The organism is Propylenella binzhouense (assembly GCF_009866965.1).
Taxonomy (GTDB): Bacteria; Pseudomonadota; Alphaproteobacteria; order Rhizobiales; family Afifellaceae; genus Propylenella; species Propylenella binzhouense.
In genome coordinates, this window is the sequence record NZ_SPKJ01000008.1 from 44,428 (window position 1) to 69,474 (window position 25,047).

A 25,047-nucleotide genomic window follows, 5' to 3' on the forward strand; every position below is an offset into this window, starting at 1 on the left:
CTGGCGGTCCTGACAGGCATCTTCCGCGGCACGATTCCCGATCGGTCGACGCATCGTGGCCGGAGAAGCTTGCGCCGGGCTGGCGACGGGCGCGACCTACTGGATGACGAGATCGGCCTGCAGCGCGCCGGCGGTCTTGATCGCCTGCAGGATGGCGATGATCCCGGTCGGCTTGAGCCCGATCTGGTTCAGGCCACGGACGAGCATCTGAAGGTTCGTGCCCTCCACGATCGCCATCTGGCCGCCACCCTGCTCCGCCATGACCGAGGTCTGGGGCGTGACCACGGTCTCGCCGGCGGCAAAAGGCTGCGGCTGCGAGACGGTCGGCATCTCGGTGACGCGCACCGTCAGGTTCCCGTGTGTCACGGCGACGGTGGAAACCTGCACGTCCTGGCCCATCACGACGGTGCCGGAGCGCTCGTCGATCACGACGCGGGCGGGCGTGTCCGGCTCGACCCGGAGGTCTCCGATCTCGGCGATGAAGCGCGCCGCGTTGACGGCGCCCGGCTTCACGAGCGTGACCGTCCGGAGGTCCTGCTCGTAGGCACTCCTCACCCCGTAGCGCCGGATGGTGAAGGCATTGATGGCATCGGCCACGAGGATCGCGGTCTTGAAGTCGGGATTCCTGAGCTCGAGCACGAGCGCGTTCGAATCCCCGAAGCGACCGGGGATGCGCTGCTCGACGAGCGCGCCGTTCGGCACCCGCGCGACGGTCGGAACGCCCTGGGTCAGCGTCTCCGCCTGGCCGGCGGAGGCGAAGCCGGACACCGCCACCGGGCCCTGGGCCACGGCATAGGTGCGGCCGTCCGGACCCATGAGCGGCGTCAGCATCAGCGTGCCGCCGAGGAGCGACGTGGCGTCGCCCAGCGAGGATACCGTGACGTCGATCCGCGCACCGCGGCCGATGAAGGCCGGAAGCTCGGCCGTGACCATCACCGCCGCGACGTTCCGGGTCCGCAGGTTGGCGTTGCGTACATTTATGCCCATCGCGTCGAGCATCGACTGGAGTGCCTGCTCGGTGAAGGGCGAGTTCCGCATGCTGTCGCCAGTCCCCTGCAGGCCGGTGACGAGCCCGTAGCCGATCAGCTGGTTCTCGCGCACCCCCTGGACGCCGGTGATGTCCTTGATCCGGACGCCCGCCTCGGCCGCCGTCGCCGCGGCAAGGAATGCGAGCGCGAGGAGCAGCCGCAGCATCATCCGGCCCCCACCCGCACGGTGCCGTCCGACTGGATCACGCCGAAGATGACGAGCCCCGTGTCGATGTTGCGCACGCGCACGACGTCGCCGACGCGGCCCGGCTCGAGCGCCGATCCGTAGGCGGTGATCACCAGCCCGCCTTCCCGGAAGACGACCTGAACGGAGGCGCCGCGCGCGATGATGTTGGGCTCCCCGAGCGCGTTCACCGGGATCGGCTGCTCGGGGAGGAGCGTCCTCCGGGCGACCTTGCCGATCACCGCCTCGAGGTTCGGGGCCGCCCCGCGCACGAGCATGGATGCCGGAAAGGTCCGGCTCGTCACGAAGGCAGGCTCGATGACGTCGCCGGGATAGATCGTCATCGCCGGCACCGGAAGCTGCAGCGACTGCGCCGCCGCCGGGCCCCCCGGCCATGCGAAGGCCGCCAGCAGCAGCGCGAGGGAGACGAAGCGCGCGGGCGTCATGTCCGGCCGCCTACCGGATGCCCTTGGACACCACGCCGGCCATCTCGTCGGCGGCCTGGATCACCTTGGAGTTCATCTCGTAGGCACGCTGGGCGGAGATCAGCTCCGTGATCTCCTTCACCGGATCGACGTTGGACGCCTCCAGATAGCCCTGGTGGATCCGCGCGAAGCCGGGATCGGCCGGCACGCCGACCACCGGCTGGCCGGAGGCTGCCGTCTCGCGGTAGAGATTGCCGCCGAGCGGCTCCAGGCCCGAATCGTTCGCGAAATTGGCGAGCGTCAGCTGTCCGAGAAGCTGCGGGTCGGGATTGCCGTCGAGCGTCGCATAGACCTGGCCGGATTCGTTGACGGCGATGTCCACCGCGTCCTGCGGGATGGTGATCGCCGGATCGAGCGCGTAGCCGTCGAGCGTCACGATCACGCCGTCCGCGCTGGTGTTGAAGGAGCCGGCGCGCGTGTAGACGGTCTCGCCGTCGGGCCCGGTCACCTGGAACCAGCCACGGCCGTCGAGCGCGAGGTCGAGGCGGTTGCCCGTGCTCGTCAGCTCGCCCTGGAGGTGCAGGTTCCTGATCGCCGCAGTCCGGACGCCGAGGCCGAGCTGCGCCCCTTCCGGGATGGCCGCCTCCCCGCCCCGGTTCGACACGCCCTGCAGCCGCTCCGCCTGGTAGAGCAGGTCGGTGAACTCGGCGCGCGCGCGCTTGAAGGCGGTGGTGTTGATGTTCGCGATGTTGTTGGCGATGACCTCGAGGTTCATCTGCTGGGCGGTCATGCCCGTCGCGGCGATTGCGAGCGCTCTCATGTCGAAGTCCTCAGATCGCCATCCGGCTGATTTCCTGGTACGCGGCGACCACCTTGTCGCGGATCGCGATAGCGGCCTGGAGCGTCTGCTCCGCGCTCATCACCGCCTCCACCACCTGCTGGACGGGAGCCTTGCCCTCGATTCCCGAGATCGCGGCCGCCTCGCCGGCGTGGAGCGTGCCGACGGCTTCGGCCGAGACCTGCGCGAGCACAGAGCCGAAATCCGCGGCGCCGGAGGCGGGCGCGGCTGCCGCCGTGCGGGCGGCCGAGGCTGCGCCGTGGACGGATCCCGCCCCGGAGATCCCCCGGAACGAGGACGAGAGAACGGCGAGCGTATCGGTCATGTCGGCCTCAGGAGATCGATGGTCCGCGAGATCATCTCGCGCGCCTGCTGGATCATCTGCAGATTCGCTTCGTATGTGCGGGTGGCTTCCCGCATGTCCGCCATCTCGACGAGCACGTTGACGTTCGGGAACTTGACGAATCCCGCCGCGTCGGCGGCCGGATGGCCGGGATCGAACTCCATGCGGAAGGGCGCCCGGTCGACGCCGATCCGGTCGACCCTCACCAGCTCGACCTCGGCGGCGCGGTCCAGCTCCTCCGCGAAGGTCACCGTCTTGCGCGCGTAGGGATCCGCGCCCGGGGCCGACCCGGTCGACTGCGCGTTGGCGAGGTTCTCCGAGACGACCCTGAGCCGCGTGGATTGCGCGGCGAGGCCGGACCCGGAGATGCGGAGCGCAGCCTGGAGCGGATCGAGCGCGCTCACCCCCTGAGCCCCATCATGACCATGCGGTGGAACGCCTTCACGATGCCGGTGTTCAGCGAGAAGTCGCGCTGCACTTCCCCGGCCTTGATCATCTCGTCCTCGACCGCGACCGAATTGCCGGAATGCGTAACGTCCCAGCCGTCGACCCGCTCGACCGTGCTGGTGCGCAACCCTGCCGGCTCGAGATCCATGTGGCCCGGAGCCGTCTTGGCCAGTTTGGTGCCGAAGCTGTCGAGCACGTCCTGAAAGGGCTCGATCTCGCGCGCGGAATAGCCGGGTGTGTTGGCGTTCGAGACGTTCTCCGCCACCGTCGCCTGCCTGACGGCGAGCCACCCCGCGCGGCGCGAGGCGAGGTCGAACAGATAGACTCCGTCCACGAAGGCCGCTCCCGATCACCAGTCAGGGCGGACCTTACGGCGGGAATCTTGTCCGAGGCTGGCGCGGCAGGCCCGCGGCCGCGGGGGGAGCGCCCTCCGGGATCAGGAACCCGCGAGGCGCGCGTCGCCGAGGGCCGCCACGAGCCGCCGCGTATTGGCTTCCGGCGAAGGGTCCGGGGCCGCGAACGCGATATAGTGGATGTCGACGGCGGTCTCATCGCCGCGAAGCTCGAGATTGAACAACACCGTCACGCCCATGTGCCGGAACTCGAGATCGAGCATGACCGCCGGTGCGGCGCGCCAGTCGATCTCGACCTGCGCGGCGGCGCCGAAGCGCAGCGTTCCCGGCTTGAACAGGAGTTCCACCGAGGAGTTCACCAGATCCGCAATGTTCGCGTAGCGCTCGAACCTGACGAAGGCGACAAGATCCGCCACGTCGATCAGGCGCAGCTCGTCCGCTACCTCCCGAAGGGCTTCCGTGAGCGCCCGCTCCCGCCGAAGCGCGTGATCGTCCCGAACTTGCATCAACATCTTTATGCGTCACCTCGCCGGCGGCCGTGCCGCCGTCTTGGCGTAGAGGAAATATATCACTTCGGCCACGGCGCGGTAGAAATCGGGCGGGATCGCCTGGTCGATCGCGACGCTGTCGTAGAGGGACCGTGCGAGCGCCTTGTCCTCGACCACCGGAATGCCGTTCTCCTCCGCGATGCGGCGGATCGTGAGGGCGATCAGATCCTGCCCCTTGGCGAGGACGACCGGCGCCCCGCCCTCCTCGCGCACGTAGCGCAGCGCGACCGCGAAGTGCGTCGGATTGGCGATGACCAGCGTCGCTTGCGGGACGGCCGCCATCATGCGCTTGCGGTTGCGATCGAGGGAGAGCGAGCGCAGGCGCGCCTTCACGAGCGGATCGCCCTCCATTTCCCGGAACTCGTCCTTCACCTCCTGGCGCGTCATGCGCAGGTCGCGCCGCCATTGCAGCTGCGCCCAGACGAGATCGGCCGAGACGAGCAGGATGGTGGCGACGCAGACCGCGGAGAGCAGCCGGATCGACATGTCGAGGATGAGCTGCGGGATCGTGTTGGGATCGATCAGCATGGCATTGAACATGCCTGCCGTTTCCGAGCGCAGGAGCAGCGCGACGACGCCGGTGATGGCGACGAACTTGAACACGGACTTGGCGAACTCGACCTGGCCCGAAAGCCCGAAGATGCGGGCGAACCCCTTGCCCGGCGAGAGCCTCGACCAGTCCGGCTTGATCCGCTCCAGCACCAGCCGCGGCGCGTTCTGGAGGACGGCGGCCGCGATGCCGGCAACGGCAAGCAGGACGACGATCGGCACCAGGAACCGGAGCGCCTCCCGGAACACCGCCTGCCAGAGCAATATCGCGTCCATGCCATTGTCGAGCGACCATCCCGCCGGGTCATCGAGCAAGCGGCTCAGCACCAATGCCAGCCTTCCGGCGTGCTGATTGATGAGGAAGCCGAAGACGATCAGTATCGCACTGAATGATGCGAAGACCGCCGCTTCGCGGGAGATGGGGACGCGACCTTTTTCGATGGAATCCCGAATTTTCCTTTCGGTAGGTTCCTCGGTTTTGCTGTCTTTTTCAGGCGTATCGGCCACGATGCAGCAACTTACTGGTAATATTCGGCGTCTTCGGTGGCGTTGAGCTCGATTTCGCCGCGCTCCGCCATGCCGAGCGCGATGTCGGCAATCGTCCGGCGGGCCTTGATGACGTCGCGCTGCGGGGCCGGCTCGCCGTTCGCGAGCTCCGCCTCGACGATGCGGCGCGCGCGCGAGGCGAGCGAGGAGAGGATGAGGTCCCGGAACTCGGCGTCGGTTCCCTTGAGCGCGAGGACGACGCGCTCCGTCGAGATCTGGTCGAAGAGGACCATGCGCGCCTTGGGCGTGAGCTTGCCGATGTCCTCGAAGGTGAAGAGCAGCCCCTTCAGGATCTCCGCCGCCTTCGGCCGCTCCTCCGAAAGGCTCTGGAGGACGTCCTCCATCTGCTCGCGGTCCATCTTGTTGATGATGTCGGCCATTCGCGCATGCGCATCGGCGCCGGTCTTGCGCGCGAGGTTGAGGAGCAGGTCCTCGTGCAGGGTGCCCTCGACGAGGCGCATTGCCGGCTCCATGACCGGCTTCAGGCTGAACATGCGGCGCATGAGGGCGTTGCGCACGCTGCGCGGCAGATGCCCCATCACCTTCGCGGCGCAGGTCGGGCTCACCTTGGAGAGGATCAGCGCCGCGGTCTGCGGATGCTCCTTGACGAGATAGGAGGCGAAGACCGTCTCCGAGACGGAGGAGAGCCGCTCCCACATCGTCTGGTTGGAGCTTCCGAGCACGTCCGACATGATGTCGGCGATCTGCTCCGGCGGCAGCACGCCCAGGAGCAGCTGCTCGACCTCCCGCGCGGTGCCGAGCAGGCTCGCGCCGGACGAGAACTGCACCGCGAATTCCTCGATGACGCCCTCGATCGCCTGCGGCGATACCGGGCCGAGATCGGAGGCCGCGCGCGTGATCTGGCGGAGCTCGATCTCGTCGAAATGCTTCAGGAGCTGCGTCGCCAGCGGCTTGCCCATGGCAAGCAGCAGCGCGGCCACCTTGTCCGGCCCGCGCAGCGGCTTGACGGCGAGCGCCTTTCCGGGCGCCGCCGCAGCCCTCGGGAACTTGAGGTCAGGCGCCGCCATCGGAGCCCGACTGCCCGACGATCTCCGTCAGGGAGACGCCGAACCGGGAGTTGTCCTCCTCCACCACGACGACTTCGCCCCGGGCGACGACGCGGCCGTTCACCACCACGTCCACCGGCTCGCCGATCCTGTGGTCGAGCGGGATCACGGCGCCGCGTCCGAGCTTCATCAGATTGGCGACGGGCATGGTGGTGGAGCCGAGGACGACCTGGACCGAGACGGGAATGCGCAGGATGGCGTCGAGATGGCGGCCGGGCTCGGGGGCGGGCCTTGGCGGCTCGCCGGCAGCGCCGGCGGTCGAGCCGAAGAGAGCGTCACTGTGCGACATGGAGACCGGGGCCTTTGGCTGGAACTCGGGGTGGGACGGTCGGGTCAGGCATTGCCAGGCAGGATGCGGGCCGCGGCGGCATCCCACTCGCCGGACGCCCGGGCGACCTCCGCCCTCGCCGTGCGAAGCTCGCCGTCGAGACGGCCGAGCACCGCACGGCCTTCCTCGATGCGCTCGGCGAGCGCGGCGAGGGTCTCGCCGGAACGGCCGTTGACGTCGTGGATCGCGCGCTCCAGGCCGCCCAGCGCCTCCCGGGTCTGCTCGAACACGCGTTCGTAGTCGGCGTGGTAGAGCCGCAGGCGCTTGAGCTCGCGGTACATGGCGGTCACGCGCGCGCTCGTCAGCAGCAGCGCGACGACGAGAACGCCGTCAACCAGAAACGAGGTCATCGATCACGTCCTCGTTCTTGTCGATGAAGTCTTCCACCCGCAGCGTGTAGACGGAATCGGAACGGCCCAGCTCGCACCAGAAGAGCGGCTGGTCGGCACATTCGAGCCGGACCCGCGTGCGCGGCGTCGCCTCGAGCGGCAGAATCATGCCGGCCCTGAGCTCCGCCACCTCGCCGAGCGTCATCTCACGCTCCTCCAGGATCGCGCGCAGCCGCACCTCGGTGCGCGCGACCTCCGAGTGGATCTGCCGCGTCCAGCGCGGATCGCTCGGCGAGACGTCGCCGGAGAGCACACGGGCGAGGTTCTGACGCATCGGCGTCAGCGCCGATTGCGGGATGACGATGAACATGTCGCCGCCGCGTTCATGGGCCTGCATGGCTATGCGCGTGACGACGGCCGGGTTGTTGCGCCGCCCGATGACCGCGAAGTCGAGGCGCGTCTCGACCCGCTCGATCTTGAACGGGGCCTCGCCGACGGAGGCGAAGCAGGCGGCGAGCGCGGCTGCGACATGCTCGAAGACGAGCTGCGCGACCTTCATTTCGATGGTGGTGAAGGCGCGGTCCTCGGGATCCTGCGGCTCGGTGCCGTCGCCGCCGAAAAGCGCCTCCAGGATCGCGTTCGTGCAATCGCGATCGAGCCCCACGAGGATGCGGGTGTCCCACTCGCTCGCATAGAGCACGGCCGCGACGGCGCCGCGCTGATAGGCCGACAGCACATCGCCGATGCGCCCCGTCTCGACCCCCTCCATGGAAAGGAGGATCGGCGAGGGCGAGAGCGGGCGGAGGGCGTCGGCACAGCTCGTCGCCAGGCGGTCGAAGACCACCCTGAGCATGGGCATCCGGTCGATCGAGATGCCCGCGACCTCCAGCAGCCGGTCATGAACGGGCGGCTGCATGTCGGGATCGGCGATACCGGCGGCACTCATCCGCTATGCCGCCTGCTTCTGCGGCTCGGCCGCCCGGCCGCCGCCGGCGATCGTCTCGCTCTCCACCTCGTCGATCGAGGGGCGATCGAGGGCCGAGATCGTCTTGCGGCCATGTTCGAGCGCGATCTGCGGCATCGCCCCGTTCATGAAGGCTAGCAGCGTCTGCTTCACGATGACGTAGAGCCGGCACCGCTTCTCGCGGCTGACCTTCACCTTGTGCGCGAGCGGGCCGACCACGCCGTAGGAGAGGAAGATGCCCGCGAAGGTTCCGACCAGCGCCGCACCGATCAGGTGACCGAGGAGTTCGGGCGATTCGTTGAGCGCGCCCATCGCCTTGATCACGCCCAGCACGGCCGCGACGATGCCGAGCGCCGGCAGCGCTTCCGACACCGAGACGAGGGCGTTGTAGGGCTTCAGCTTGTCGCGATTGACGGTGTGGATCTCCTCGTCCATCAGCGCCTCGATCTCGTGGGTTCGGGCGTTGCCGATGATGATGAGCCGGCAATAATCGCAGATGAAGTGCGTCAGATCCCTGTCGGCGAGGACCGTCGGGAAGCGCTTGAAGATTTCCGACTGCTCGGGATTGTCGATGTGCTCCTCGACCTCGTTCCGCGCCTTGGACCGCAATTCGCGCATCAGCGAGTAGAGCAGCCCCAGGAGGTCGAGATAGTCGCGCTGCTTCGGGCCGCCCCCGAGGATGGCCTGGACGGAGGCGCGGCCGGTATCGGCGACGGTGGAGAGCGGATTGGCGATGATGAACGTGCCGAGCGCGCTTCCGCCGATGATGACGAATTCCCAAGGCTGCCAGATGACGGCGAGATGCCCGCCGAGCGCGGCGAAGCCGCCGAGCATGCACCCGATCGCGATGATCAAGCCGATGAAGAATCCCAACCGCCCAGCTCCGGACCAGCTCTTCCGGAGCCCGGAATAGCGGGCAAGGCTTGCGTGAAACTGGCTCGACGCCAGCTTCGGGCAAGCCGGACGGCCGAAGGTGGCGTCGCTCCATTGATCGGGGACCGCCCGTGCTTTCGACCTTCACGAGCTATCGGATGATTTCCGGCAGTCTGACCCAGTCGCTCGAGCGCACGTCGCAGCAACCCGTCGTCGCGCGCGAGAGCGCCTATTACCTGGAGAACATCGTGAAGGTGAAGTCGATCGACGACTTCATGGAGAACGATCGGCTGTTCTCCTACGCCATGAAGGCCTACGGCCTCGGCGACATGACCTATGCCAAGGCGTTCATGGGCAAGGTGCTCGAAGGCGGCATCGACGATTCCGACAGCTTTGCCAACCAGCTCACCGACAAGCGCTACCAGGACTTTGCCCAGGCGTTCAACTTCGTCCGCTACGGCGAGACTGCGACCGTCTTCACCCGCGCGCAGCAGGGCACCGTCGACAAATACGTGCGCCAGACGCTCGAGGAGGACGCGGGCTCGTCCAATGACGGGGTCCGGCTCGCGCTCTATTTCCAGCGCAAGGCGTCGTCGGTGACGAGCGCCTACGGCATCCTCGCCGATACCGCCCTCATCCAGGTGGTGCAGACGGCGTTCGGCATCTCCTCCCTCACCTCCATGTCCGACATCGACCGCCAGGCGGACTTCATCACCTCCAAGCTCGACATTTCCGACCTCCAGGACCCGGAGAAGGTCGACAGGCTCCTGCAGCGCTTCACCGCGATGTGGGACGCGGAGAACGGGACGACGCAGTCGGTGTCCCCGGCGATCCTGATCAGCCAGCCGGTGGCGGCGGGGATCGGCACGGACCTGCTGATGAGCCTGCAGGGGCTCAAGCTCGGGGGCAATTAGGTGGAGAGCAGCCTCTACGTATCGCTGTCCGGCCAGATCGCGCTGGAGCGCCGGCTCGAAACGATCGCCCGCAACATGGCGAACGTGAGCACCGCAGGCTACCGGGCGGACGAAGTGAGCTTCGAGGCCATCCTCTCCCGGACCGGCGATCCCGTCGCCTTCGCCTCGACCGGCGAGACCTTCATCGAACGCCGTTCGGGCGCCATGACGCAGACGGGAAATCCTCTCGACGTCGCGGTCAGGGGCGAGGGCTGGTTCGCGATCCAGACACCGGCCGGCATTGCCTATACCCGCGACGGCCGGATGCGGATGCTCCCGACGGGAGAGCTCCAGACGCTCGCCGGCCATCCCGTCCTCGATGTCGGGAATGCGCCGATCCAGCTCGATCCGGACGGCGGCGCGATCTCCATCGCAAGCGACGGCATGATCACCCAGGCCGGCGAACAGCGCGGCGCGATCGGCCTCTTCAGCATCGACCCGGCGGCCGGGCTGAAGCGCTACGACAGCTCCGCGGTCATCCCCGATCGCCCGGCCGCGCCCGTTCTCGATTTCGCGGAAAACGGCGTCGCTCAGGGCTTCGTCGAAGGGTCGAACGTCGATCCGGTCCGCGAGCTGACGAAGCTCATCATAATGTCGCGGGCCTTCGAGGCGACCGCCTCCGCCGTGGCGGAGACGGAGGGAGCGCTCAAGGACACCGTCAAGACCCTCGGCACCTCCGTCTGACGGCAGGCGCCGCGGCGGATGGAAGGATCGGAAGCAGGCCCGCCGTGAACGCGCTCGAACGACTTGCCCAGGCGCTCGCCCCCCACCCGCAGCTGCGATCCTTCGTGCGCGCGAGCGGGCTCGTGACGGAGGTCACGCCGACGCATTTCCGCATCGCCGGGCTTTCCCATTTCCTGAAGCTCGGCGAATGCATCGCCCTGTCGGAAGGCGGCCAGGCGATCGGCGAGGTGATCCGCATCGATCCGGCCGCGGCGACGGTCAAGCCCTATGCCGACCTGATCGAGATCGGCCCGGGCACGCGCGTCCATCGCCTGGGGCCGCTCGCGATCGCCCCCGACGCGAGCTGGAAGGGCCGGGTCATCGACGCGCTCTGCCGCCCGATCGACGAAGGCGGCCCGCTTGCCGCCGGCACGGTGGAGCGCACCGTCGACGCACCGCCGCCGCCCGCCATCCGCCGCGCGCGCGCCAAGGAGCCGGTCGCCACGGGCGTGCGCGTGCTCGACCTCTTCACGCCGATCTGCAAGGGGCAGCGGCTCGGCATCTTCGCCGGCTCCGGCATCGGCAAGTCGACGCTGCTCTCGATGCTCGCCCGGGCCCAGACTTTCGACAGCGTGGTGATCGCGCTCGTCGGCGAGCGCGGCCGCGAGGTCCGCGAGTTCCTCGAGGAGAGCCTCGGTCCGGCGCGCCAGCGCACCGTCGCCGTCGTGGCGACCGGCGACGAGAGCGCGATGATGCGCCGGCTCGCGCCCCGCACCGCCATGAGCATCGCGGAGTGCCTCCGCGATGCCGGCGAATCGGTGCTCCTCATCGTCGATTCGATCACGCGCTATGCCCATGCGGCGCGCGAGGTCGCGCTCGCCGCGGGCGAGCCGGCGGTCGCGCGCGGCTATGCGCCGAGCGTCTTCGGCGACCTTCCCCGGCTGCTCGAGCGCGCCGGGCCCGGCGAGGACGGCAGCGGGACCATAACCGGGATATTCGCCGTGCTGGTCGACGGCGACGATCACAACGAGCCCGTCTCCGACGCCATCCGCGGCACGCTCGACGGCCATGTCGTCCTCAGCCGCGCGATCGCCGACCAGGGCCGCTATCCGGCCGTCGACCTTCTCGGCTCCCTCTCCCGCCTCGCCCGGCACGCCTGGTCGGCCGACCAGCGGATCCTGGTCGGGCGCCTGAGGACCATGGTCGCGCGCTACGAGGACAGCCGGGACCTGCGGCTGATGGGAGCCTACCATCCCGGCGCGGACGCCGAGCTCGACCAGGCGGTGGCGCTCGTTCCGGCGCTCTACCAGGCGATCGCGCAGGACCCCTCGTCGCCGCCCTCGCGGGATGCCTTCCGCGAGCTTGCCGACGCTTTGCAGGGACCGCGGCCGTAGCGGCCCGGCCGTCCCGTCTCAGCCCGGATTGGCGACCGGCCGTGCGCCGGCCGGCGCGGCCGCCTTGGGCGGCGCCTCGTGGGCGCGGCGCTCCTTGGCGTAGCGCACGAGCGCCGCGAAGCGGTAGATGCCGTGGACGAACTTGCCGTAGGGCATGGTCACGAACAGGCTGAAGACGACGCCGAGATGGACCGCGAGCAGGATCCCCATGGCCGGGGTGGCGCGCAGCAGGAGAAGCAGCAGGCCCGTCAGCCCGGTCAGGAAGAGCATCGCGATGAAGGCGACGTCCATGCCGGTTTTCGTGTGGTCGACCATGGCCGGATCGCGGCGACGCTTCGCGATGTAGAGGCCGATCGGACCAACCACGAGGCCGATGCCGCCGAGCGTCCCGAGGACGACCGGCAGGTCGTACCAGGGATAGGGGGCCTCGCGTCCGAGGAAATAGTGGTAGAGCGTCGCGATGCAGGTCGACGCGAAGCACAGCATGAAGCCGTAGAACGTCGCGTGGTGGGCGTGCCGGCGCCCGTCCTTCGGGCGCGGACTGTCGTTCATGCAGCCCATGCCGCCGCCGTCGAGATAGCGCAGGCTGGCGGCGTCCTTGACCGCCTGCCAGATCGATCCGCCGTCATCGAGCGGATGGCTCGGCTCGCCGATATCCCGCCAGAAGTTCCGGAAGCCCATGACGAGCGCGACGATCGCGTAGATGAAGGCGGCGCCGAAAATGGCCACCATCCAGTTGTGCGGCATCAGGCGGTAGAACGCGCCCGCTCCCGTCTGCGTGGCGAATACGACCGAAGGATCGTTCGCGGCGACGAAGCCGAGGATGAAGACGGCGACGCTCAGCGCCGCGATCAGGCTGATCGCGAGCCCGTTGCGCGCAAAGACGCCTGCGAATGCGCGCGGCCAGGCATAGGCCTGGTAGGTCTCGCCGCGGAGCTTGGCGAGGGTCTGCGGGACGTCGACGCTGAATTCGTGCGGCGGCGAGAACTGGCAGTCGTAGTAGCAGGCGCCGCAGGCATGGCAGAGATTCGCGAAATAGTTGAGGTCGCCCGGCGTGAACGCGCGGCGCATCTCCATCGCGGGAAAGACGGCGCACAGGCCTTCGCAATAGCGACAGGCATTGCAGATCGTCATGATCCGATCCGCTTCCTGCTGCGTGTCAGTTGCGTACATTGGCAGCCGCCTCTCGTCCCGCGATCCGTCCGAAGACGCCGCCGATGGTCATTCCGATGCCGGCGAGATAGCCCTTTCCGAGCACGTTTCCGGCCATGATCTCGCCCGCGGCGAACATGTTCGCGGACGGCTTGCCGCCTTCCATGATGATGCGGGCCTCCCTGTTCACGCGTGTCCCGAGATAGGTGAAGGTGATCCCCGGCCGAACCGGATAGGCGTAGAAGGGCGGCGTATCGATGCGCCGGGCCCAGTGCGACTTCGGGGGCGTCAGGCCCTCCGTCCGGCAGTCGTCCAGCACGGTGGAATCGAAGTTGCCGGAGCGCACGGCCGCATTGAACTCCGACACTGTTCTTTCAAGCTTCTGCGGGTCGAGGTTCAACTGCTGCGCAAGGCCCGCAAGCGTGTCTGCCTTGAGCGGCGGATAGACCGACGGCATGAAGGACGTGATGGATTTCTGGTCGATGAGGATGTAGGCGATCTGGTCCGGCTGGCCGGCGACGAGGCGGCCCCAGATCGCGTAGCGCTTCGGCCAGAAATCCTCACCCTCGTCGTAGAACCGCTCGGCGTCGCGGTTGACCACGATGCCGAAGACGACGCAGTCGAGCCGGGTGACGATGCCGCCGTCGAACTTCGGCGAGCGCGCATCGATCGCCACCGCATGGCACTGCGTCGGGTCGCCGATCGGCTGGACACCGGCGTCGAGCAGCATCCTGAGGATCGAGCCGCGATTGTGGCGCGTGCCGCGTATGAGGAAATTGTCGGCGGGCGGGCCCCAATATTCCCGGAGCCATTCGAGGTTCGATTCGAAGCCGCCGGCGGCGGCGACCAGCGCGCCGCCCCGGACGACGAATTCGCGCTCGCCGATGCGGACCGTCGCCGACAGGAAGGCGCCGTCCTCGATCGCGAGCGCCACCACCGGCGCATCGTAGAAGATCTCGACCCCGAGATCCTCCGCCGTCCGGTAGAGCGCGTTCAGCATCGAGCGCCCGCCGCCGAGAAAGAACGCATTGGTGCGGCCGAGGCTGAGGGTGCCGCCCAAGGACGGCTGGAACCGGACGCCCTGGTTCGTGTGGAAGTCCCAGAGCTCCTTCGACTGCGCGATCGTGTAGCGCGCCAGCTCCTCGTCGGTCTGGCCGCCCGTGACGCGCAGCAGGTCGTCCCAGAATTCGTCCTCGTGATAGGGGCCGGTCAGAACCTCGTTCGGCTCGTCATGCGCCACGCGCATGTTGCGCGTGTGCCGCGTATTGCCGCCGCGGTAGAATTTCGGCGCGGCCTCGAAGACGACGACGGACCGGCCCGCCCGCCGCGCATTGTTGGCCGCGCAGAGAGCGGCGTTTCCGCCGCCGATCACGACCACGTCGTAATGTTCCGCGGGGCGCGCCGCTTCCCCGGGCGGAGCTGGATTCGGATCTGACGCCATGTTCATCGCACATTTCCGTATACAACAGGATACATGATTGCAAGGAGGCTGTGCGCGTCGCGCCGGGCGCTCCGCGGCAGGCGGGCATCCGGCCTGCAACCGCGCCGCACAGCCCCGAAGCCTGCCTTCGCTCCGCATCGGCCATACCTGGAAATACAATTGCATACGAACGGCGGGACTTCCCCTCATCCTTCTGTATAATCCCCCGTACGTTGCAGTTGCCGGTTGCGAGCGGCATGGTGCGGCACCACGGCCAGGGAGGAGAGGCCGGCGACCGGGCCTCCCCGTCCGCCGCGATTCGGCCCGGCGCCGGATCGGAAGCAGCAGGAGTGATGATGGCGGACGCAACGGACCCGATCCGGAACATGCCCTCAGCCTCGGGCGAACCGCACGGCGGATCCAAGACGTCCCGCGCCCAGTGGGTGTACGAATCGCTCCGGAACGGCATCCAGCTCGGGCGATACGGTCGCGGCGAACGCATCCGCGAGGAGGAGATCGCGCGTGCGCTGGGCGTCAGCCGCACCCCGGTCCGCGAGGCGATCTCGCGTCTTCAGGCGCGCGGGCTCCTCGAAATGGCGCCCGGCGGCCTGGTGGTGGCGACCCTCAGCCGGCCCCAGACGATCGAGCTCTACGCCATGCGCGAGATCCTCGAGGGTTCCGCGGCGCGGTTCGCCGCGCAGCATGCCTCGCCGAGCGAGATCGCGACGCTCCATCGGCTCGCCCAGGCGTTCGAGCGCGCGGCCGGCGATGCCGACCGGCAGGCGCATTACAACCGGGAGTTCCACGGCGCCATCTACGAGGCGGCGCACAACCGCTATCTGATGCGGACCCTCGACGAGGTGCACGATGCGATGGCGCTCCTGCCGAGCACGACCTTCACGGTGTCGGGGCGGCCGGAGCGGGCCGTCGCGGAGCATGCCGCCATCGTCGCGGCGATCGAGGCCCGGGACGCGGACCGGGCCGAGCACGCGGCCCGCTCCCACATCCAGATGGCGCAGGAGGCGCGCCTCGGGATGATGTTCGACATCGGCTGACGCGGGCGGGCGGCCGAACGGCCGCCGATCAGCCCTTCGCCTCGGCCGCCCGCCTCAGGTCCGAGACGCGGCGGCTCGCTTCCGCCATCAGGAAGGCGACATCCGTCTGCGTGGTGATGAAGCGGACGCCCTCATGGATGAGCCTGGTCTGGCGTCCGAGGTCGCGGTCGCCGCCGAGGCCGGCCCATTTGCCGTGCTTCCTGCAGGCCTCGATGATCCGGCCGATGGCCGCCATGATCCTGGGCTCGCCGAAGGCGCCGGGCGTGCCCCACGCATTGAGGAGATCGTTGCAGCCGATATGGACGACGTCGACGCCCTCGACGGCCGCAATCGCCTCGACGTTCTCGAGCCCCTCCGGGGTCTCGATCATGCAGACCACGAGGGTGGTTTCGTTCAGGATCCGGATCGCCTCCGGAATCGGCTTCGGCTTGAAGTCGAAGATCGAATAGCCGCCCGCGACCGACCTCTTGCCGACCGGCGCGAACTTGCAGATCTGGACCGCCCGCCGCGCCTCTGCGGCGTTGTTCACGTCCGGGAAGACGACCCCCATGACGCCATTGTCGAGCAGGCGCGGGATCTCGGGATCCTCGAGGTTGCGCGCCCGGACGAGCGTGGCGATCCCGCAGCCGAGCGCCGCCTGCGCAATGTGCCCGATCGTCTCCGCCGAGAAGATGGCGTGCTGCCCGTCGACGAAGATGAAATCGTGCCCGCTCGCCTTGGCGATCCGTGCGATCTCGCCCGAGCGCGCGAGCCGCACCACCATTCCGAGGCCGACCTCGCCGGCACTCATTCGATCCCGGAGCGGGTTGCGGATGTCCTGGGTCGCAGTCATGTCGTCGTCCTCCGGCCGGCCTCTGTCAGCTTCCTAACGGCTGCGACGCGACGGCGAGCAGCGGCACGCCGCGTCCCCGCGCATCGGCCAGAAGCGGCTCGAGATCCTTCGCCTGGTAGGGGATCCCGGCTGCGAGCCGCCGCGCCTCCTGGCGCGCCTCGGGCTCGCCGGGCATCAGAATCTCGTCGAACCCCTCGGCCCTGGGGCAGGTCTTCACACGTTCGACGAGCACGTCCATGCGCGCGCGGAAATCCGCTGCCGACATGAAGAGATCCGGCCTGATCGCCAAGAAGAAATGCCCGACATTCTGCGGTCGCGTGTAGTCCTTGTACTGGTCGGTGACGTCGCCCGCAAAGGCGGCGCCCGACAGCACCCCGCCCATGATGTCCATCAGCATGGAGAGGCCGGATCCCTTCGGGCCGCCCATCGGCAGCACCACGCCCTGGAGCGCCTTGACCGGGTCGGTCGTCGGCTTGCCTTCCGCGTCGAGCGCGTAGCCGAGCGGGATCTGCTCCCCCATCCGCTGCGCGCGCCGGATCTTGCCGCGCGCGGCCACGCTCGGCGCCATGTCGAGAACGAAGGGTCCGCGCTCGCCGCCCGGTGCGCCGGCCGCGAACGGGCTCGTCCCGAGAAGCGCCTCCCGCCCACCCCAGGGCGGCATGGCGCGCGAGGCATTGGTGAAGACGAACGCGATGAAGCCCGCCTCCACCGCCTGCAGGACATAGCTCGCGGCCATGCCGAAATGCGTGCTGCGCATCGCCGACACCATCCCGATGCCGACCTCGCCCGCCATCGCCATGGCCTCCGCCATGGCGCGCGTGGCGATCACGAAGCCGAACCCGTCGCCGCCGTCGAGATGCGCGACAGCCGGCGTGACACGGCGGGGCCGGAGGTTCGGGCGCGGATTGACGAGCCCGCGCCGGACACGGTCGAGATAGCCGCCGAGCCGCGCGATCCCGTGCGTGTCGACGCCGCGGAGATCGGCGCGCACCAGGCATTCGGCGATGACCCGCGCGTCCTGCGGGGGGACCTCGTAGGTGGCGAGAAGCGCTGCAACGAAGCGGCGCGCCTCCTCCGCCTCCACATGGACCGTGCCGCTCGCCGCGGCCGCGGCACTCTTCGCATCCTGCATCGTCGCTTCCAACCCTGCTTCTTTTCGCGTCCCGCGGTGCAGCTAGCGCCCGGTGAAGACCGGCTTCCGCTTCTCGCGGAAGGCGCGGCGGCCCTCCGCATAGTCGGCGCTGTCGAGGCAGGCCGCGGCGAGCGCATCGAGACGCGTCATGTCCCGTTCCTGCGGATCCTTCAGCGCGGCGTCGATGGTGAGCTTCGAGGCCTCCACGGTGAGCGGCGCGTTCTCCGAAATCGTCGTCGCCATCGCGCGCACGGTCTCCTCGAGCGCGTCCACCGGGACCACGCGGTTCACGAGCCCGATCCGCCACGCCTCCGCGGCGTCGAGCCGGCGCGCGGTGAAGAGCATTTCCTTCGCATAGGCCGGCCCGACCAGCTCGGTGAGCATCTTCAGGTTCTCGATGCCGTAGCTCAGGCCGAGCCGTGCCGCGGGAATGCCGAACACGGAATCCTCCGATGCGATCCTGATGTCCGCGCGCATCGCGATGGCGAGCCCGCCGCCGAGGCAGAAGCCGCGGATCATGGCGACGAGCGGCTTGCGAAGCGCCGACATCCTCGCCCGCCCGCCCTCTGAGAGCTCCTTGTAGAGTTCGCCGGCGCTCGCATCCGCGCGCTTCTCGTCGAACTCGGTGACGTCCGCCCCTGCCGTGAACGCCCGCTCGCCGGCGCCCTTCATGACGACGACCCGCACCTCCGGGTCCGCATCGTAGGTCGCGAGCGCGGTCACGATGGCGCGCCACATCTCGAGCGAGATCGCATTGCGGCGCTCCGGCCGGTTGAAGACGAGCCAGCCGATCCCGCCTTCCCTTTCGGCGAGCACCTTGTCCGTGCCGAGTTCCATGCTTCCTCCGCCGGCGGCCGGAGCGGCCGCAGCCCATCGGCCCGTCCGGATCGTTCACCGCCCGTCTGGCTCTTGCCCGGACTTATTCGTATACGTCTGCATTCAGCATTGCACGGGTGTCAAGGCGCCCGCGCCGGCCGTGCTGATGATGTCGCCTTCTTCGTGCTGAGCTCGCGCGCCGGCTCGGGCGTGCAGAGCTTCGGGATCGCGGTGCCCTTTTCAGCCTGCGCTCCGTCCGCACCGGGCGGAGCGCCTGAACGGAAGAAGGGCGGCCCCGCGGAGCCGACCTTCCCGAATTCGCACCGCGGACGGGCGGAGGCGACCGCGCCCGCCCGCTCGCCGGTCAGAGCTTCACGTTGTAATTGTTGATCAGATAGTTGCGGAGCCACTCGCGGGCCTCGTCCGGCATGGTCGTGGCCACCTGGTAGAGCTTCTCCGCCGCCGCGCCGGTCGCCTGCTTGTACTCGCCGAGGATCTCGCCCTTGTTCGCCTGGAGCTCGGGATCGGCAACCGCCTGCTCGAAGGCCTTGGTATAGGCGTCCACGATGTCCTTCGGCGTCTTCTTCGGCAGCATGACGGGCTTCTGCGCTGCGAAGCCCGAGCCGAACACCGCCTTGTAGACGTCGAACTCGATGCCTTCCGGCTTCTTGCCGTGCATCATCTCGTAGGCCTCGACGAAATGCGGCAGATCCGGGAAGGTCGGATCGCGCGCGAACTCGCCGTTTTCGTCGAGGACGCCCCAGGAGAAGATCGGGACCGCCTTGCCGGCCTCGACCAGCGGAACCACGTTGGCGAGATAGGCGCCGGAGGTCTGGTAGTCGATCGTGGTCTCGCCGCGCTCGAAGGCGAGCCGGCCGTCGGCGCGGCCCGGCATGCCGAAGACGTAGCGGACGTTGAGCCCGAGCACCAGGAAGGCGATCATCGGCACGAGGTCGAGCGAGGTCGGGCCCTGGCTGCCGTAGATGAGCTCCTTGTCCTTGATCTTGTTGAGGTCGGCCGCGGACTTCACGCCGAGATCGGGCGGCAGGTAGCAGACGCCGCCGGTCGGCGAGACAAGCACCGGCGTGAAGTTCTTGTAGTCGTAGCGCACCCGCGGATCGCCGAGCAGATAGGGGAACTGCGTGGTCGCCGAGGTGACGATGATCATCTTGCCGTCCGGCCGGGCGCGCGCCGCGAACTCGTTGGTTCCGGTGATCGAGCCGCCGCCGGGAATGTTCCGGACCACGATGTCCGGGTTTCCCGGAAGATACTTCTTCAGGAACGGAAGATAGAAGCGGGCGAGCACGCTGCTTCCGCCGCCTTCCGAGAAGGGGCAGATCCACTCGATCGTTTCCCCGGAGAAGTCGGCCGCCGCGAACGCGCTGCGCGGGCCGGAAACGGCGGCAATCCCGGCGGACGCTGCGGCGCCGGCCAAGAGTGTCCTGCGATCGATCTTCATTCAATCCTCCCGATCATTACATGGAGGCGCCCCAGCCGGCCCGAGCCGGGAGGCGCCTTTCGACAGGTCGTATCCAAGCGCGGCGCCCCCGGGCAGGCAAGACCGAAGCGGACGCCGCATGGTCCCGGGGGAATCGGCTCCGAAGGCGGAGGCCGCCACGCCGGAGCCCGAGCGAATTGACTCCGGCAAGGAACAGACATGCCATGCTTGACGAGCTCGCTTCGGTTGTCAACGATTGTATGCAAAGCGACACGGGATGTGGGCAATGGGCGGTGGCGGTCCCGAATCCTGGAGCGAAATTCCGCGTAATGTGCGGTTCGGGCCTTTTTCAGGGTCCGCGATCGACACTTGGTGCGCGCGGATCACGCTGCTATGGACACGTTCCGATGGTCATCGTCGGGCGTCTCTGTCCGGACATGCAGGCCGGAGGACCCGAGCGCGCCCCGATCTTTCGGCGGCCCGACCATCGACGACCGAGCACTGAACACGAACGAGGTGCGGAGGGAACACGCCATGCAGTCCGGCCAGGGCATGAGGATCGGCATGATCGGCTTCGGCGAAGTCGGTCACGTCTTCGCGAAGGGACTTCTCGCCGGCGGCGCGACCATCGCCGCCTACGATCTCCTCTTCGACGATCCCGAAGCCGCCGCCGCCGCGACGCGGGACGCGCGCTCGGTCGGCGTGGTGCCGGCGGCAACCAACGCGGAGGCCTGCGAGGGCGCCGACATCATCTTCTCCTGCGTGACGGCCTCGCAGGCGCTTGCGGTCGCCCGCAAGACCGCGGGCAGCATGCGGGCCGGCCAAGTGTTCTTCGACGTGAACTCCGTCTCGCCGGCGACGAAACGCGCCGCCGCCGAAGCGGTCGAGGCAGCCGGAGCCGACTATGTCGAGGGCGCGGTCATGGCCCCGGTGCTCGGGCCCGATCTCAAGGTCCCGATCCTCGGCGCCGGCCGGCGCGCCGGAGAAATCGCGGAGCGGCTCAACGCGCTCGGCATGAACATCCGTCCGGTCGCCACCGAGATCGGACGCGCATCCGCCACCAAGCTCTGCCGCAGCATCATGATCAAGGGCCTGGAGGCGCTCATCATCGACTGCACGCGCGCGGCCGCCGCCTTCGGCGTGACCGAGGACGTGTTCAAGAGCTTCTACAACAGCTATCCCGGGATGGACTGGGACGAGATCGCGGCAACCATGCCGGGCCGGGTCGAGAAGCACGGCCTGCGGCGCGCAGCCGAGATGCGCGAGGTCGCCGCGATGCTGCGCGATCTCGGCATGGACGGATCGCTCGCGGACGCCGTCGCCGACCGCCACGAGCGCTATGCCACGATCGAAACGAAGCGGGCGCGGCAAAGCGAGGCCGCGGAATAGCCGCGGCCGCATCTTCTCGACATCCATTTCATAAGACGAGACCCAGATGATCGCCGACGCCTTCTTCGGTGCGCTCTCGCACCTCCTGAGCGTGAACTACCTTCTCTACATGCTGCTCGGCGTCTCGGTCGGCCTCATCGTCGGCATCCTGCCCGCGCTCGGCGGCATTGCGGGCATGTCGCTGCTGCTGCCCTTCATCTACGGAATGGACGTGACCTCCGCGCTCGGCATGCTGATGGGCATGGTGGCGGTGATACCCACCTCCGACACGTTCTCGTCCGTCCTCATGGGCATTCCGGGGTCGGCCTCCGCCCAGGCGACCGTGCTCGACGGCTTTCCGATGGCCAAGCGCGGCGAAGCCGCGAGGGCCCTCAGCGCGGCATTCTCGGCCTCCTTCATCGGCGGGCTCTTCGGTGCGGCGATCCTGACGATCTTCGTCCTGATCGCCCGCCCGCTCATCCTCTCGTTCGGGGCGGCCGAGCTCTTCATGCTGGCGATCTTCGGCCTGTCCATGGTCGGCGTGCTGACCGGGGCAAGCCTGCCGAAAGGGCTCGCCGCGTGCGCCATCGGCCTCGCCTTCGGCTCGATCGGCGCGGCCCCGGCGACCGGCGAGTACCGGATGGATTTCGGCACCCTCTACCTCTCCACCGGGCTGCCACTCTCCATCGTCGGTCTCGGCCTCTTCGCGATCCCCGAGATCATCGACCTGCTGCGCGGCGGCGGGGCGATTTCCGGCAGCGGAAAGCTCGGCAAGGGCTGGATGCACGGCGTGCAGGACACGATCCAGAACTTCTGGCTGACGATCCGCTGCTCGGGCATCGGGGCCCTGCTCGGCGCGCTCCCGGGCCTCGGCGGCAGCGTCATCGACTGGGTGGCCTATGGCCACGTGGTCCAGACGTCGCGGGACAAGTCGATGTTCGGGAAGGGCGACGTCCGCGGCGTGATCGCGCCGGAATCGGCCAACAACGCGAAGGACGGCGGCGCGCTGGTGCCGACGCTCCTCTTCGGCATTCCGGGCTCAGGCTCGATGGCGATCTTCATGGCGGGCATGCTTCTCCTCGGCCTGCAGCCCGGCCCCGCCATGGTCGGCCGCAATCTCGACCTGACCTATACGATCGTCTGGTCGCTCGCGATCGCGAACGTGATCGGCACGTTCTTCTGCATCGTGCTCTCCCCGGCGATCGCGCGGCTCACCACGATCCGCTTCTCGATCGTGGCGCCGTTCATGGTGATGATCATCGCGTTTGCCGCGTTCCAGTCGAACTTCTCGCTCTACGATCTCGTCACCCTGCTCGCGCTCGGCATTCTCGGCGTGCTGATGCGCCGGTTCGGCTGGTCGCGGCCGGCATTCCTGATCGGCTTCGTGCTGGCCACGCAGAGCGAGCGCTACCTCTACCAGGCCGTCCAGTTCGACGGCTGGGGGTTCCTGACCCGCCCGATCGTGCTGATCATCATCTCCCTCATCCTCGTCAGCACCTGGTTCGCGCTCCGCAGCCGCAAGGCGGAAGGCGGCATCCTGCACACCGAAGGCGATGCGGAGGCCTCCCGTGCGGAGGTCCTCTGGCCGCAGGTCGCATTCGTCCTGTTCACCCTGGCGCTGTTCGCGTTCACGTTCTGGGAGGCGTGGAAGATCTCGTTCCTGGCCGCGGTCTTCCCGATGATCATCGCCGGCGTGGGCGGCATTTCGGCGATCCTCGTGCTGGCGTCCTATGCCGTCGCGAAGACGGACGCGGCCGCGAATTTCGATCTCGACCACAAGCCGCGCGCGGCCGGCGATCCGGGCACCGGATACTATCTCGGCTGGATCGTCGCCTTCGTGGCGGGGGTCGCGCTCGTCGGCTTCTTCCTGGCGCTCGCGATCTTCTTCCTGGGCTTCCTGAGGGTGATCGCGAAGACTTCCTGGCTCGCGACGATCGCCCTCACCCTGTTCGGCCTCGCCATGGTACTGGTGCTCGCCGACAACCTCGAACTGGTCTTCCCCGGCGGGCTGCTTCAGAGCTACTACGACCTGCCGTGGCCTCTCAGAGGATGATCCGCATGACGCTGCAAACCGCCATTCCCTGCATGATCTTCCGTGGGGGTACGTCGAAGGGTCCCTACTTCCGCAGTTCCGACCTCCCGCGCGACGTCGAGACCCGCGACAAGGTCCTCCTCGCCGCGATGGGCTCGCCCGACCCGCGCCAGATCGACGGCATCGGCGGCGCCGACACGCTGACGAGCAAGGTCGCGATCGTCGGTCCGTCGGAGCGGCCCGACGCCGACATCGACTACCTGTTCGCCCAGGTCTCGGTCGACAAGCCGATCGTCGACACCGCCCCCTCCTGCGGCAACATGCTTTCGGCGGTCGCGCCGTTCGCGATCGAGACCGGCATGGTCCGGGCGCAGGACGGCGAGACGCACGTCGTCATCTACAACGTGAACACCCAGAGCCGCATCGAGGCGGTCATCCGCACGCCGGGCCGGATGGTCCAGTATGACGGCGAGGCGCGGATCGACGGCGTGCCCGGCACCGCCGCGCCGATCCGGCTCAACTTCATGGACATCGTCGGCTCCAAGACGGGCTCGCTGCTGCCGACCGGCAACACGATCGACGTGATCGACGGCGTCGAGACGACGCTGATCGACGTCGCAGTGCCGATGATGATGGTCAGGGCGGCCGATCTCGGGAAGACCGGCTTCGAGACGCCGGCTGAACTCGACGCGGACCGCGCCTTCTTCGCCCGCCTCGAGGCGCTCCGCCGCGAGGCCGGCCTGCGCATGGGGCTCGGCGACGTCGCCGACATGGTGATCCCCAAGGTCGCGATCCTGGCCGCTCCGAGGGCGGGCGGGGCGATCGCCGCCCGCTACTTCGTCCCGCACAAGACCCATGCCGCGATGGCCGTGACCGGCGGCCTCTGCATTTCGAGCTGCTCTGTCCTCAAGGGCTCGGTGGCCGACGGGCTCTCCCGGGCGCCGGCAGGCGACGATCGCGAGATCCTGATCGAGCATCCGGCCGGCCTTTTCGACGTCGCGCTCGTGACGCGCGGCGAAGGGGCCAACATGGAGGTCGTCAGCGGCGGCGCGATCCGCACGGCGCGGCGGATCATGTCGGGCGAGATCTTCGTGCCCGGGGCGATCTGGAGCAAGCAGCGGGTGGCCGAAGCGGCCTGAGCGCCGGCGCCCCGGCGACGCGGCGTGTCCGGCGCCGCGTCGCGGAAGACAGTCCGCGGCCGCTCGGCCGCATGCCATGATCGAGAAGGTTGACCTGCCATGATGGGCGTCGTCGTCCGCAATATCGAACGCGCAAACCCGGATACGATCACAGCGCTCGGCGAGCTCGGGACGGCGACGGTCCACGAGGCGCTCGGCCGGATCGGCCTCATGCGGCCCCGCATGCGCCCCGTCTATCCGGGAGCCCGGGCGGCGGGAAGCGCGGTCACCGCGCTCTGCGCGGCCGGCGACAACTGGATGATCCATGTCGCGGTCGAACAGGTGCGCGAGGGCGACATGCTGGTCGTCTCGACGCTCTCGCCCTCTTCGGACGGCCTCTTCGGCGAGCTTCTCGCCACGTCCCTGCGCGCGCGCGGCTGCCGCGGCGTGGTGCTCGATTGCGGGGCCCGCGACGTCCGGGAACTCGCCGAAATGCAGTTTCCGGTCTGGTCGACCGCGGTTTCCGCCCAGGGCACCGTGAAGGAGACGGTCGGCTCGGTGAACATTCCGATCACGTGCGCCGAAGCGGCCGTCCAGCCGGGCGACGTGATCGTGGCCGACGACGACGGCGTGGTCGTGGTGCCGAGGAAGCGCGCGGAAGAGGTGCTCGCGGCGGCACGCGCGCGCCTCGACAAGGAGGCGAAGACGCGCCAGCGCCTGGCCGCCGGCGAGCTCGGGCTCGACATCTACGGCATGCGCGAGCGGCTCGGCGAAAAGGGCCTGCGCTATGTCGACGGGCCGATCGACTGGTCGGCCGGGATCGGCGCGCTTGCCGGGACGAAATAGCGGCCG

27 protein-coding genes are annotated in these 25,047 nt (G+C 68.6%); 8 read left to right on the forward strand and 19 right to left on the reverse strand.

What is annotated here, in order from left to right:
• Positions 1-96 precede the first annotated feature (96 nt).
• The 13 genes from flgI to motA form a co-directional block, all read right to left on the reverse strand.
• Positions 97-1,197, reverse strand: a complete 1,101-nt coding sequence (flgI, locus tag E4O86_RS04510; protein ID WP_425500110.1) for a flagellar basal body P-ring protein FlgI — start codon at positions 1,195-1,197, stop codon at positions 97-99.
• Positions 1,194-1,658 (reverse strand): flagellar basal body P-ring formation chaperone FlgA, encoded by a 465-nt coding sequence (gene flgA / locus E4O86_RS04515; RefSeq protein WP_161139322.1) that lies wholly within the window; start codon positions 1,656-1,658, stop codon positions 1,194-1,196. The genes flgI and flgA overlap by 4 nt, the downstream gene beginning before the upstream one ends.
• A gap of 10 nt (positions 1,659-1,668) precedes the next feature.
• Complete coding sequence (flgG, locus tag E4O86_RS04520) at positions 1,669-2,457, reverse strand: flagellar basal-body rod protein FlgG (protein WP_161139323.1); 789 nt, start codon at positions 2,455-2,457, stop codon at positions 1,669-1,671.
• A gap of 10 nt (positions 2,458-2,467) precedes the next feature.
• A complete protein-coding gene (gene fliE / locus E4O86_RS04525) occupies positions 2,468-2,800 on the reverse strand; it encodes a flagellar hook-basal body complex protein FliE (RefSeq protein WP_161139324.1) in 333 nt (110 codons plus the stop codon).
• Complete coding sequence (gene flgC / locus E4O86_RS04530) at positions 2,797-3,222, reverse strand: flagellar basal body rod protein FlgC (protein ID WP_161139325.1); 426 nt, start codon at positions 3,220-3,222, stop codon at positions 2,797-2,799. Before flgC ends, fliE begins: the two co-directional genes overlap by 4 nt.
• On the reverse strand, positions 3,219-3,599 hold the full coding sequence (gene flgB / locus E4O86_RS04535; protein WP_161139326.1) for a flagellar basal body rod protein FlgB: 381 nt from the start codon (positions 3,597-3,599) through the stop codon (positions 3,219-3,221). The genes flgC and flgB overlap by 4 nt, the downstream gene beginning before the upstream one ends.
• Before the next feature lie 102 nt (positions 3,600-3,701).
• Entirely contained in the window at positions 3,702-4,130 is a 429-nt protein-coding gene (locus tag E4O86_RS04540; protein WP_246206207.1) for a hypothetical protein, read from the reverse strand.
• Between the two features lie 9 nt (positions 4,131-4,139).
• Positions 4,140-5,222 carry a flagellar biosynthesis protein FlhB gene (gene flhB, locus E4O86_RS04545; protein WP_161139327.1) on the reverse strand — a complete coding sequence of 361 codons (1,083 nt, stop codon included), beginning with the start codon at positions 5,220-5,222 and terminating at the stop codon, positions 4,140-4,142.
• 11 nt (positions 5,223-5,233) lie between these two features.
• Positions 5,234-6,289, reverse strand: coding sequence for a flagellar motor switch protein FliG (locus E4O86_RS04550; RefSeq protein WP_161139328.1), 1,056 nt, complete (start codon positions 6,287-6,289; stop codon positions 5,234-5,236).
• Positions 6,276-6,617, reverse strand: a complete 342-nt coding sequence (gene fliN / locus E4O86_RS04555; protein WP_161139329.1) for a flagellar motor switch protein FliN — start codon at positions 6,615-6,617, stop codon at positions 6,276-6,278. Before fliN ends, E4O86_RS04550 begins: the two co-directional genes overlap by 14 nt.
• Before the next feature lie 44 nt (positions 6,618-6,661).
• Entirely contained in the window at positions 6,662-7,006 is a 345-nt protein-coding gene (locus E4O86_RS04560; protein ID WP_161139330.1) for a hypothetical protein, read from the reverse strand.
• Positions 6,987-7,931, reverse strand: a complete 945-nt coding sequence (locus tag E4O86_RS04565) for a flagellar motor switch protein FliM (protein ID WP_161139331.1) — start codon at positions 7,929-7,931, stop codon at positions 6,987-6,989. Before E4O86_RS04565 ends, E4O86_RS04560 begins: the two co-directional genes overlap by 20 nt.
• A gap of 3 nt (positions 7,932-7,934) precedes the next feature.
• Positions 7,935-8,822, reverse strand: coding sequence for a flagellar motor stator protein MotA (motA, locus tag E4O86_RS04570; protein WP_161139332.1), 888 nt, complete (start codon positions 8,820-8,822; stop codon positions 7,935-7,937).
• Between the two features lie 131 nt (positions 8,823-8,953).
• Between motA and E4O86_RS04575 the strand changes: the two genes are divergently transcribed.
• Genes E4O86_RS04575 through fliI form a run of 3 tightly spaced genes read left to right on the forward strand, consistent with a single transcriptional unit; the run spans position 8,954 to position 11,832 of the window.
• Entirely contained in the window at positions 8,954-9,736 is a 783-nt protein-coding gene (locus E4O86_RS04575) for a DUF1217 domain-containing protein (RefSeq protein WP_161139333.1), read from the forward strand.
• Positions 9,737-10,459 carry a flagellar basal-body rod protein FlgF gene (gene flgF / locus E4O86_RS04580; protein WP_161139334.1) on the forward strand — a complete coding sequence of 241 codons (723 nt, stop codon included), beginning with the start codon at positions 9,737-9,739 and terminating at the stop codon, positions 10,457-10,459. It begins immediately after the preceding gene.
• 44 nt (positions 10,460-10,503) lie between these two features.
• Complete coding sequence (gene fliI / locus E4O86_RS04585) at positions 10,504-11,832, forward strand: flagellar protein export ATPase FliI (protein ID WP_161139335.1); 1,329 nt, start codon at positions 10,504-10,506, stop codon at positions 11,830-11,832.
• Between the two features lie 18 nt (positions 11,833-11,850).
• On the opposite strand, the gene tcuB is transcribed toward fliI, so the two are convergent.
• Positions 11,851-13,005: a tricarballylate utilization 4Fe-4S protein TcuB gene (tcuB, locus tag E4O86_RS04590; protein ID WP_161139336.1), complete on the reverse strand. Its 1,155-nt coding sequence runs from the start codon at positions 13,003-13,005 to the stop codon at positions 11,851-11,853.
• Positions 12,992-14,425: an FAD-dependent tricarballylate dehydrogenase TcuA gene (tcuA, locus tag E4O86_RS04595; protein WP_161139366.1), complete on the reverse strand. Its 1,434-nt coding sequence runs from the start codon at positions 14,423-14,425 to the stop codon at positions 12,992-12,994. Before tcuA ends, tcuB begins: the two co-directional genes overlap by 14 nt.
• A 335-nt stretch (positions 14,426-14,760) precedes the next feature.
• On the opposite strand from tcuA, the gene E4O86_RS04600 reads away from it, so the two are divergent.
• Positions 14,761-15,459 (forward strand): GntR family transcriptional regulator, encoded by a 699-nt coding sequence (locus E4O86_RS04600; protein WP_246206208.1) that lies wholly within the window; start codon positions 14,761-14,763, stop codon positions 15,457-15,459.
• 28 nt (positions 15,460-15,487) lie between these two features.
• Here the strand turns inward: E4O86_RS04600 and E4O86_RS04605 are convergent, their stop codons facing one another.
• From E4O86_RS04605 to E4O86_RS04620, 4 genes are all read right to left on the reverse strand, one after another.
• Positions 15,488-16,291, reverse strand: coding sequence for an HpcH/HpaI aldolase family protein (locus E4O86_RS04605; RefSeq protein WP_161139337.1), 804 nt, complete (start codon positions 16,289-16,291; stop codon positions 15,488-15,490).
• Between the two features lie 25 nt (positions 16,292-16,316).
• Positions 16,317-17,423 carry an Ldh family oxidoreductase gene (locus tag E4O86_RS04610; RefSeq protein WP_161139338.1) on the reverse strand — a complete coding sequence of 369 codons (1,107 nt, stop codon included), beginning with the start codon at positions 17,421-17,423 and terminating at the stop codon, positions 16,317-16,319.
• Between the two features lie 42 nt (positions 17,424-17,465).
• Positions 17,466-18,260 (reverse strand): enoyl-CoA hydratase, encoded by a 795-nt coding sequence (locus E4O86_RS04615; protein WP_161139339.1) that lies wholly within the window; start codon positions 18,258-18,260, stop codon positions 17,466-17,468.
• A gap of 343 nt (positions 18,261-18,603) precedes the next feature.
• Entirely contained in the window at positions 18,604-19,698 is a 1,095-nt protein-coding gene (locus E4O86_RS04620) for a Bug family tripartite tricarboxylate transporter substrate binding protein (protein WP_161139340.1), read from the reverse strand.
• 513 nt (positions 19,699-20,211) lie between these two features.
• Here E4O86_RS04620 and E4O86_RS04625 point away from each other — a divergent pair.
• The 4 genes from E4O86_RS04625 (at position 20,212) to E4O86_RS04640 (ending at position 25,041) form a co-directional block, all read left to right on the forward strand.
• Positions 20,212-21,066, forward strand: a complete 855-nt coding sequence (locus tag E4O86_RS04625; RefSeq protein WP_161139341.1) for an NAD(P)-dependent oxidoreductase — start codon at positions 20,212-20,214, stop codon at positions 21,064-21,066.
• A gap of 46 nt (positions 21,067-21,112) precedes the next feature.
• A complete protein-coding gene (locus tag E4O86_RS04630; RefSeq protein ID WP_161139342.1) occupies positions 21,113-23,098 on the forward strand; it encodes a tripartite tricarboxylate transporter permease in 1,986 nt (661 codons plus the stop codon).
• A 5-nt stretch (positions 23,099-23,103) separates the two neighbouring features.
• A complete protein-coding gene (locus tag E4O86_RS04635; protein WP_161139343.1) occupies positions 23,104-24,216 on the forward strand; it encodes a 4-oxalomesaconate tautomerase in 1,113 nt (370 codons plus the stop codon).
• A gap of 102 nt (positions 24,217-24,318) precedes the next feature.
• The gene (locus E4O86_RS04640) at positions 24,319-25,041 is read left to right on the forward strand and encodes a 4-carboxy-4-hydroxy-2-oxoadipate aldolase/oxaloacetate decarboxylase (RefSeq protein ID WP_205520707.1); all 723 of its coding nucleotides are present in this window, start codon (positions 24,319-24,321) and stop codon (positions 25,039-25,041) included.
• Positions 25,042-25,047: the final 6 nt, after the last annotated feature.

Coding starts and splice junctions, on each gene's coding strand:
- E4O86_RS04635 (WP_161139343.1), top strand. CDS start 23,104: ATGACGCTGCAAACCGCCATTCCCTGCATGATCTTCCGTGGGGGTACG.
- fliE (WP_161139324.1), bottom strand. CDS start 2,800: ATGACCGATACGCTCGCCGTTCTCTCGTCCTCGTTCCGGGGGATCTCC.
- E4O86_RS04540 (WP_246206207.1), bottom strand. CDS start 4,130: ATGTTGATGCAAGTTCGGGACGATCACGCGCTTCGGCGGGAGCGGGCG.
- E4O86_RS04625 (WP_161139341.1), top strand. CDS start 20,212: ATGCAGTCCGGCCAGGGCATGAGGATCGGCATGATCGGCTTCGGCGAA.
- E4O86_RS04620 (WP_161139340.1), bottom strand. CDS start 19,698: ATGAAGATCGATCGCAGGACACTCTTGGCCGGCGCCGCAGCGTCCGCC.
- tcuB (WP_161139336.1), bottom strand. CDS start 13,005: ATGTACGCAACTGACACGCAGCAGGAAGCGGATCGGATCATGACGATC.
- E4O86_RS04615 (WP_161139339.1), bottom strand. CDS start 18,260: ATGGAACTCGGCACGGACAAGGTGCTCGCCGAAAGGGAAGGCGGGATC.
- E4O86_RS04550 (WP_161139328.1), bottom strand. CDS start 6,289: ATGGCGGCGCCTGACCTCAAGTTCCCGAGGGCTGCGGCGGCGCCCGGA.
- fliN (WP_161139329.1), bottom strand. CDS start 6,617: ATGTCGCACAGTGACGCTCTCTTCGGCTCGACCGCCGGCGCTGCCGGC.
- E4O86_RS04605 (WP_161139337.1), bottom strand. CDS start 16,291: ATGACTGCGACCCAGGACATCCGCAACCCGCTCCGGGATCGAATGAGT.
- flgA (WP_161139322.1), bottom strand. CDS start 1,658: ATGACGCCCGCGCGCTTCGTCTCCCTCGCGCTGCTGCTGGCGGCCTTC.
- E4O86_RS04560 (WP_161139330.1), bottom strand. CDS start 7,006: ATGACCTCGTTTCTGGTTGACGGCGTTCTCGTCGTCGCGCTGCTGCTG.
- E4O86_RS04610 (WP_161139338.1), bottom strand. CDS start 17,423: ATGCAGGATGCGAAGAGTGCCGCGGCCGCGGCGAGCGGCACGGTCCAT.
- flgI (WP_425500110.1), bottom strand. CDS start 1,197: ATGATGCTGCGGCTGCTCCTCGCGCTCGCATTCCTTGCCGCGGCGACG.
- tcuA (WP_161139366.1), bottom strand. CDS start 14,425: ATGGCGTCAGATCCGAATCCAGCTCCGCCCGGGGAAGCGGCGCGCCCC.
- flgG (WP_161139323.1), bottom strand. CDS start 2,457: ATGAGAGCGCTCGCAATCGCCGCGACGGGCATGACCGCCCAGCAGATG.
- E4O86_RS04565 (WP_161139331.1), bottom strand. CDS start 7,931: ATGAGTGCCGCCGGTATCGCCGATCCCGACATGCAGCCGCCCGTTCAT.
- E4O86_RS04640 (WP_205520707.1), top strand. CDS start 24,319: ATGGGCGTCGTCGTCCGCAATATCGAACGCGCAAACCCGGATACGATC.
- E4O86_RS04630 (WP_161139342.1), top strand. CDS start 21,113: ATGATCGCCGACGCCTTCTTCGGTGCGCTCTCGCACCTCCTGAGCGTG.
- E4O86_RS04600 (WP_246206208.1), top strand. CDS start 14,761: ATGGCGGACGCAACGGACCCGATCCGGAACATGCCCTCAGCCTCGGGC.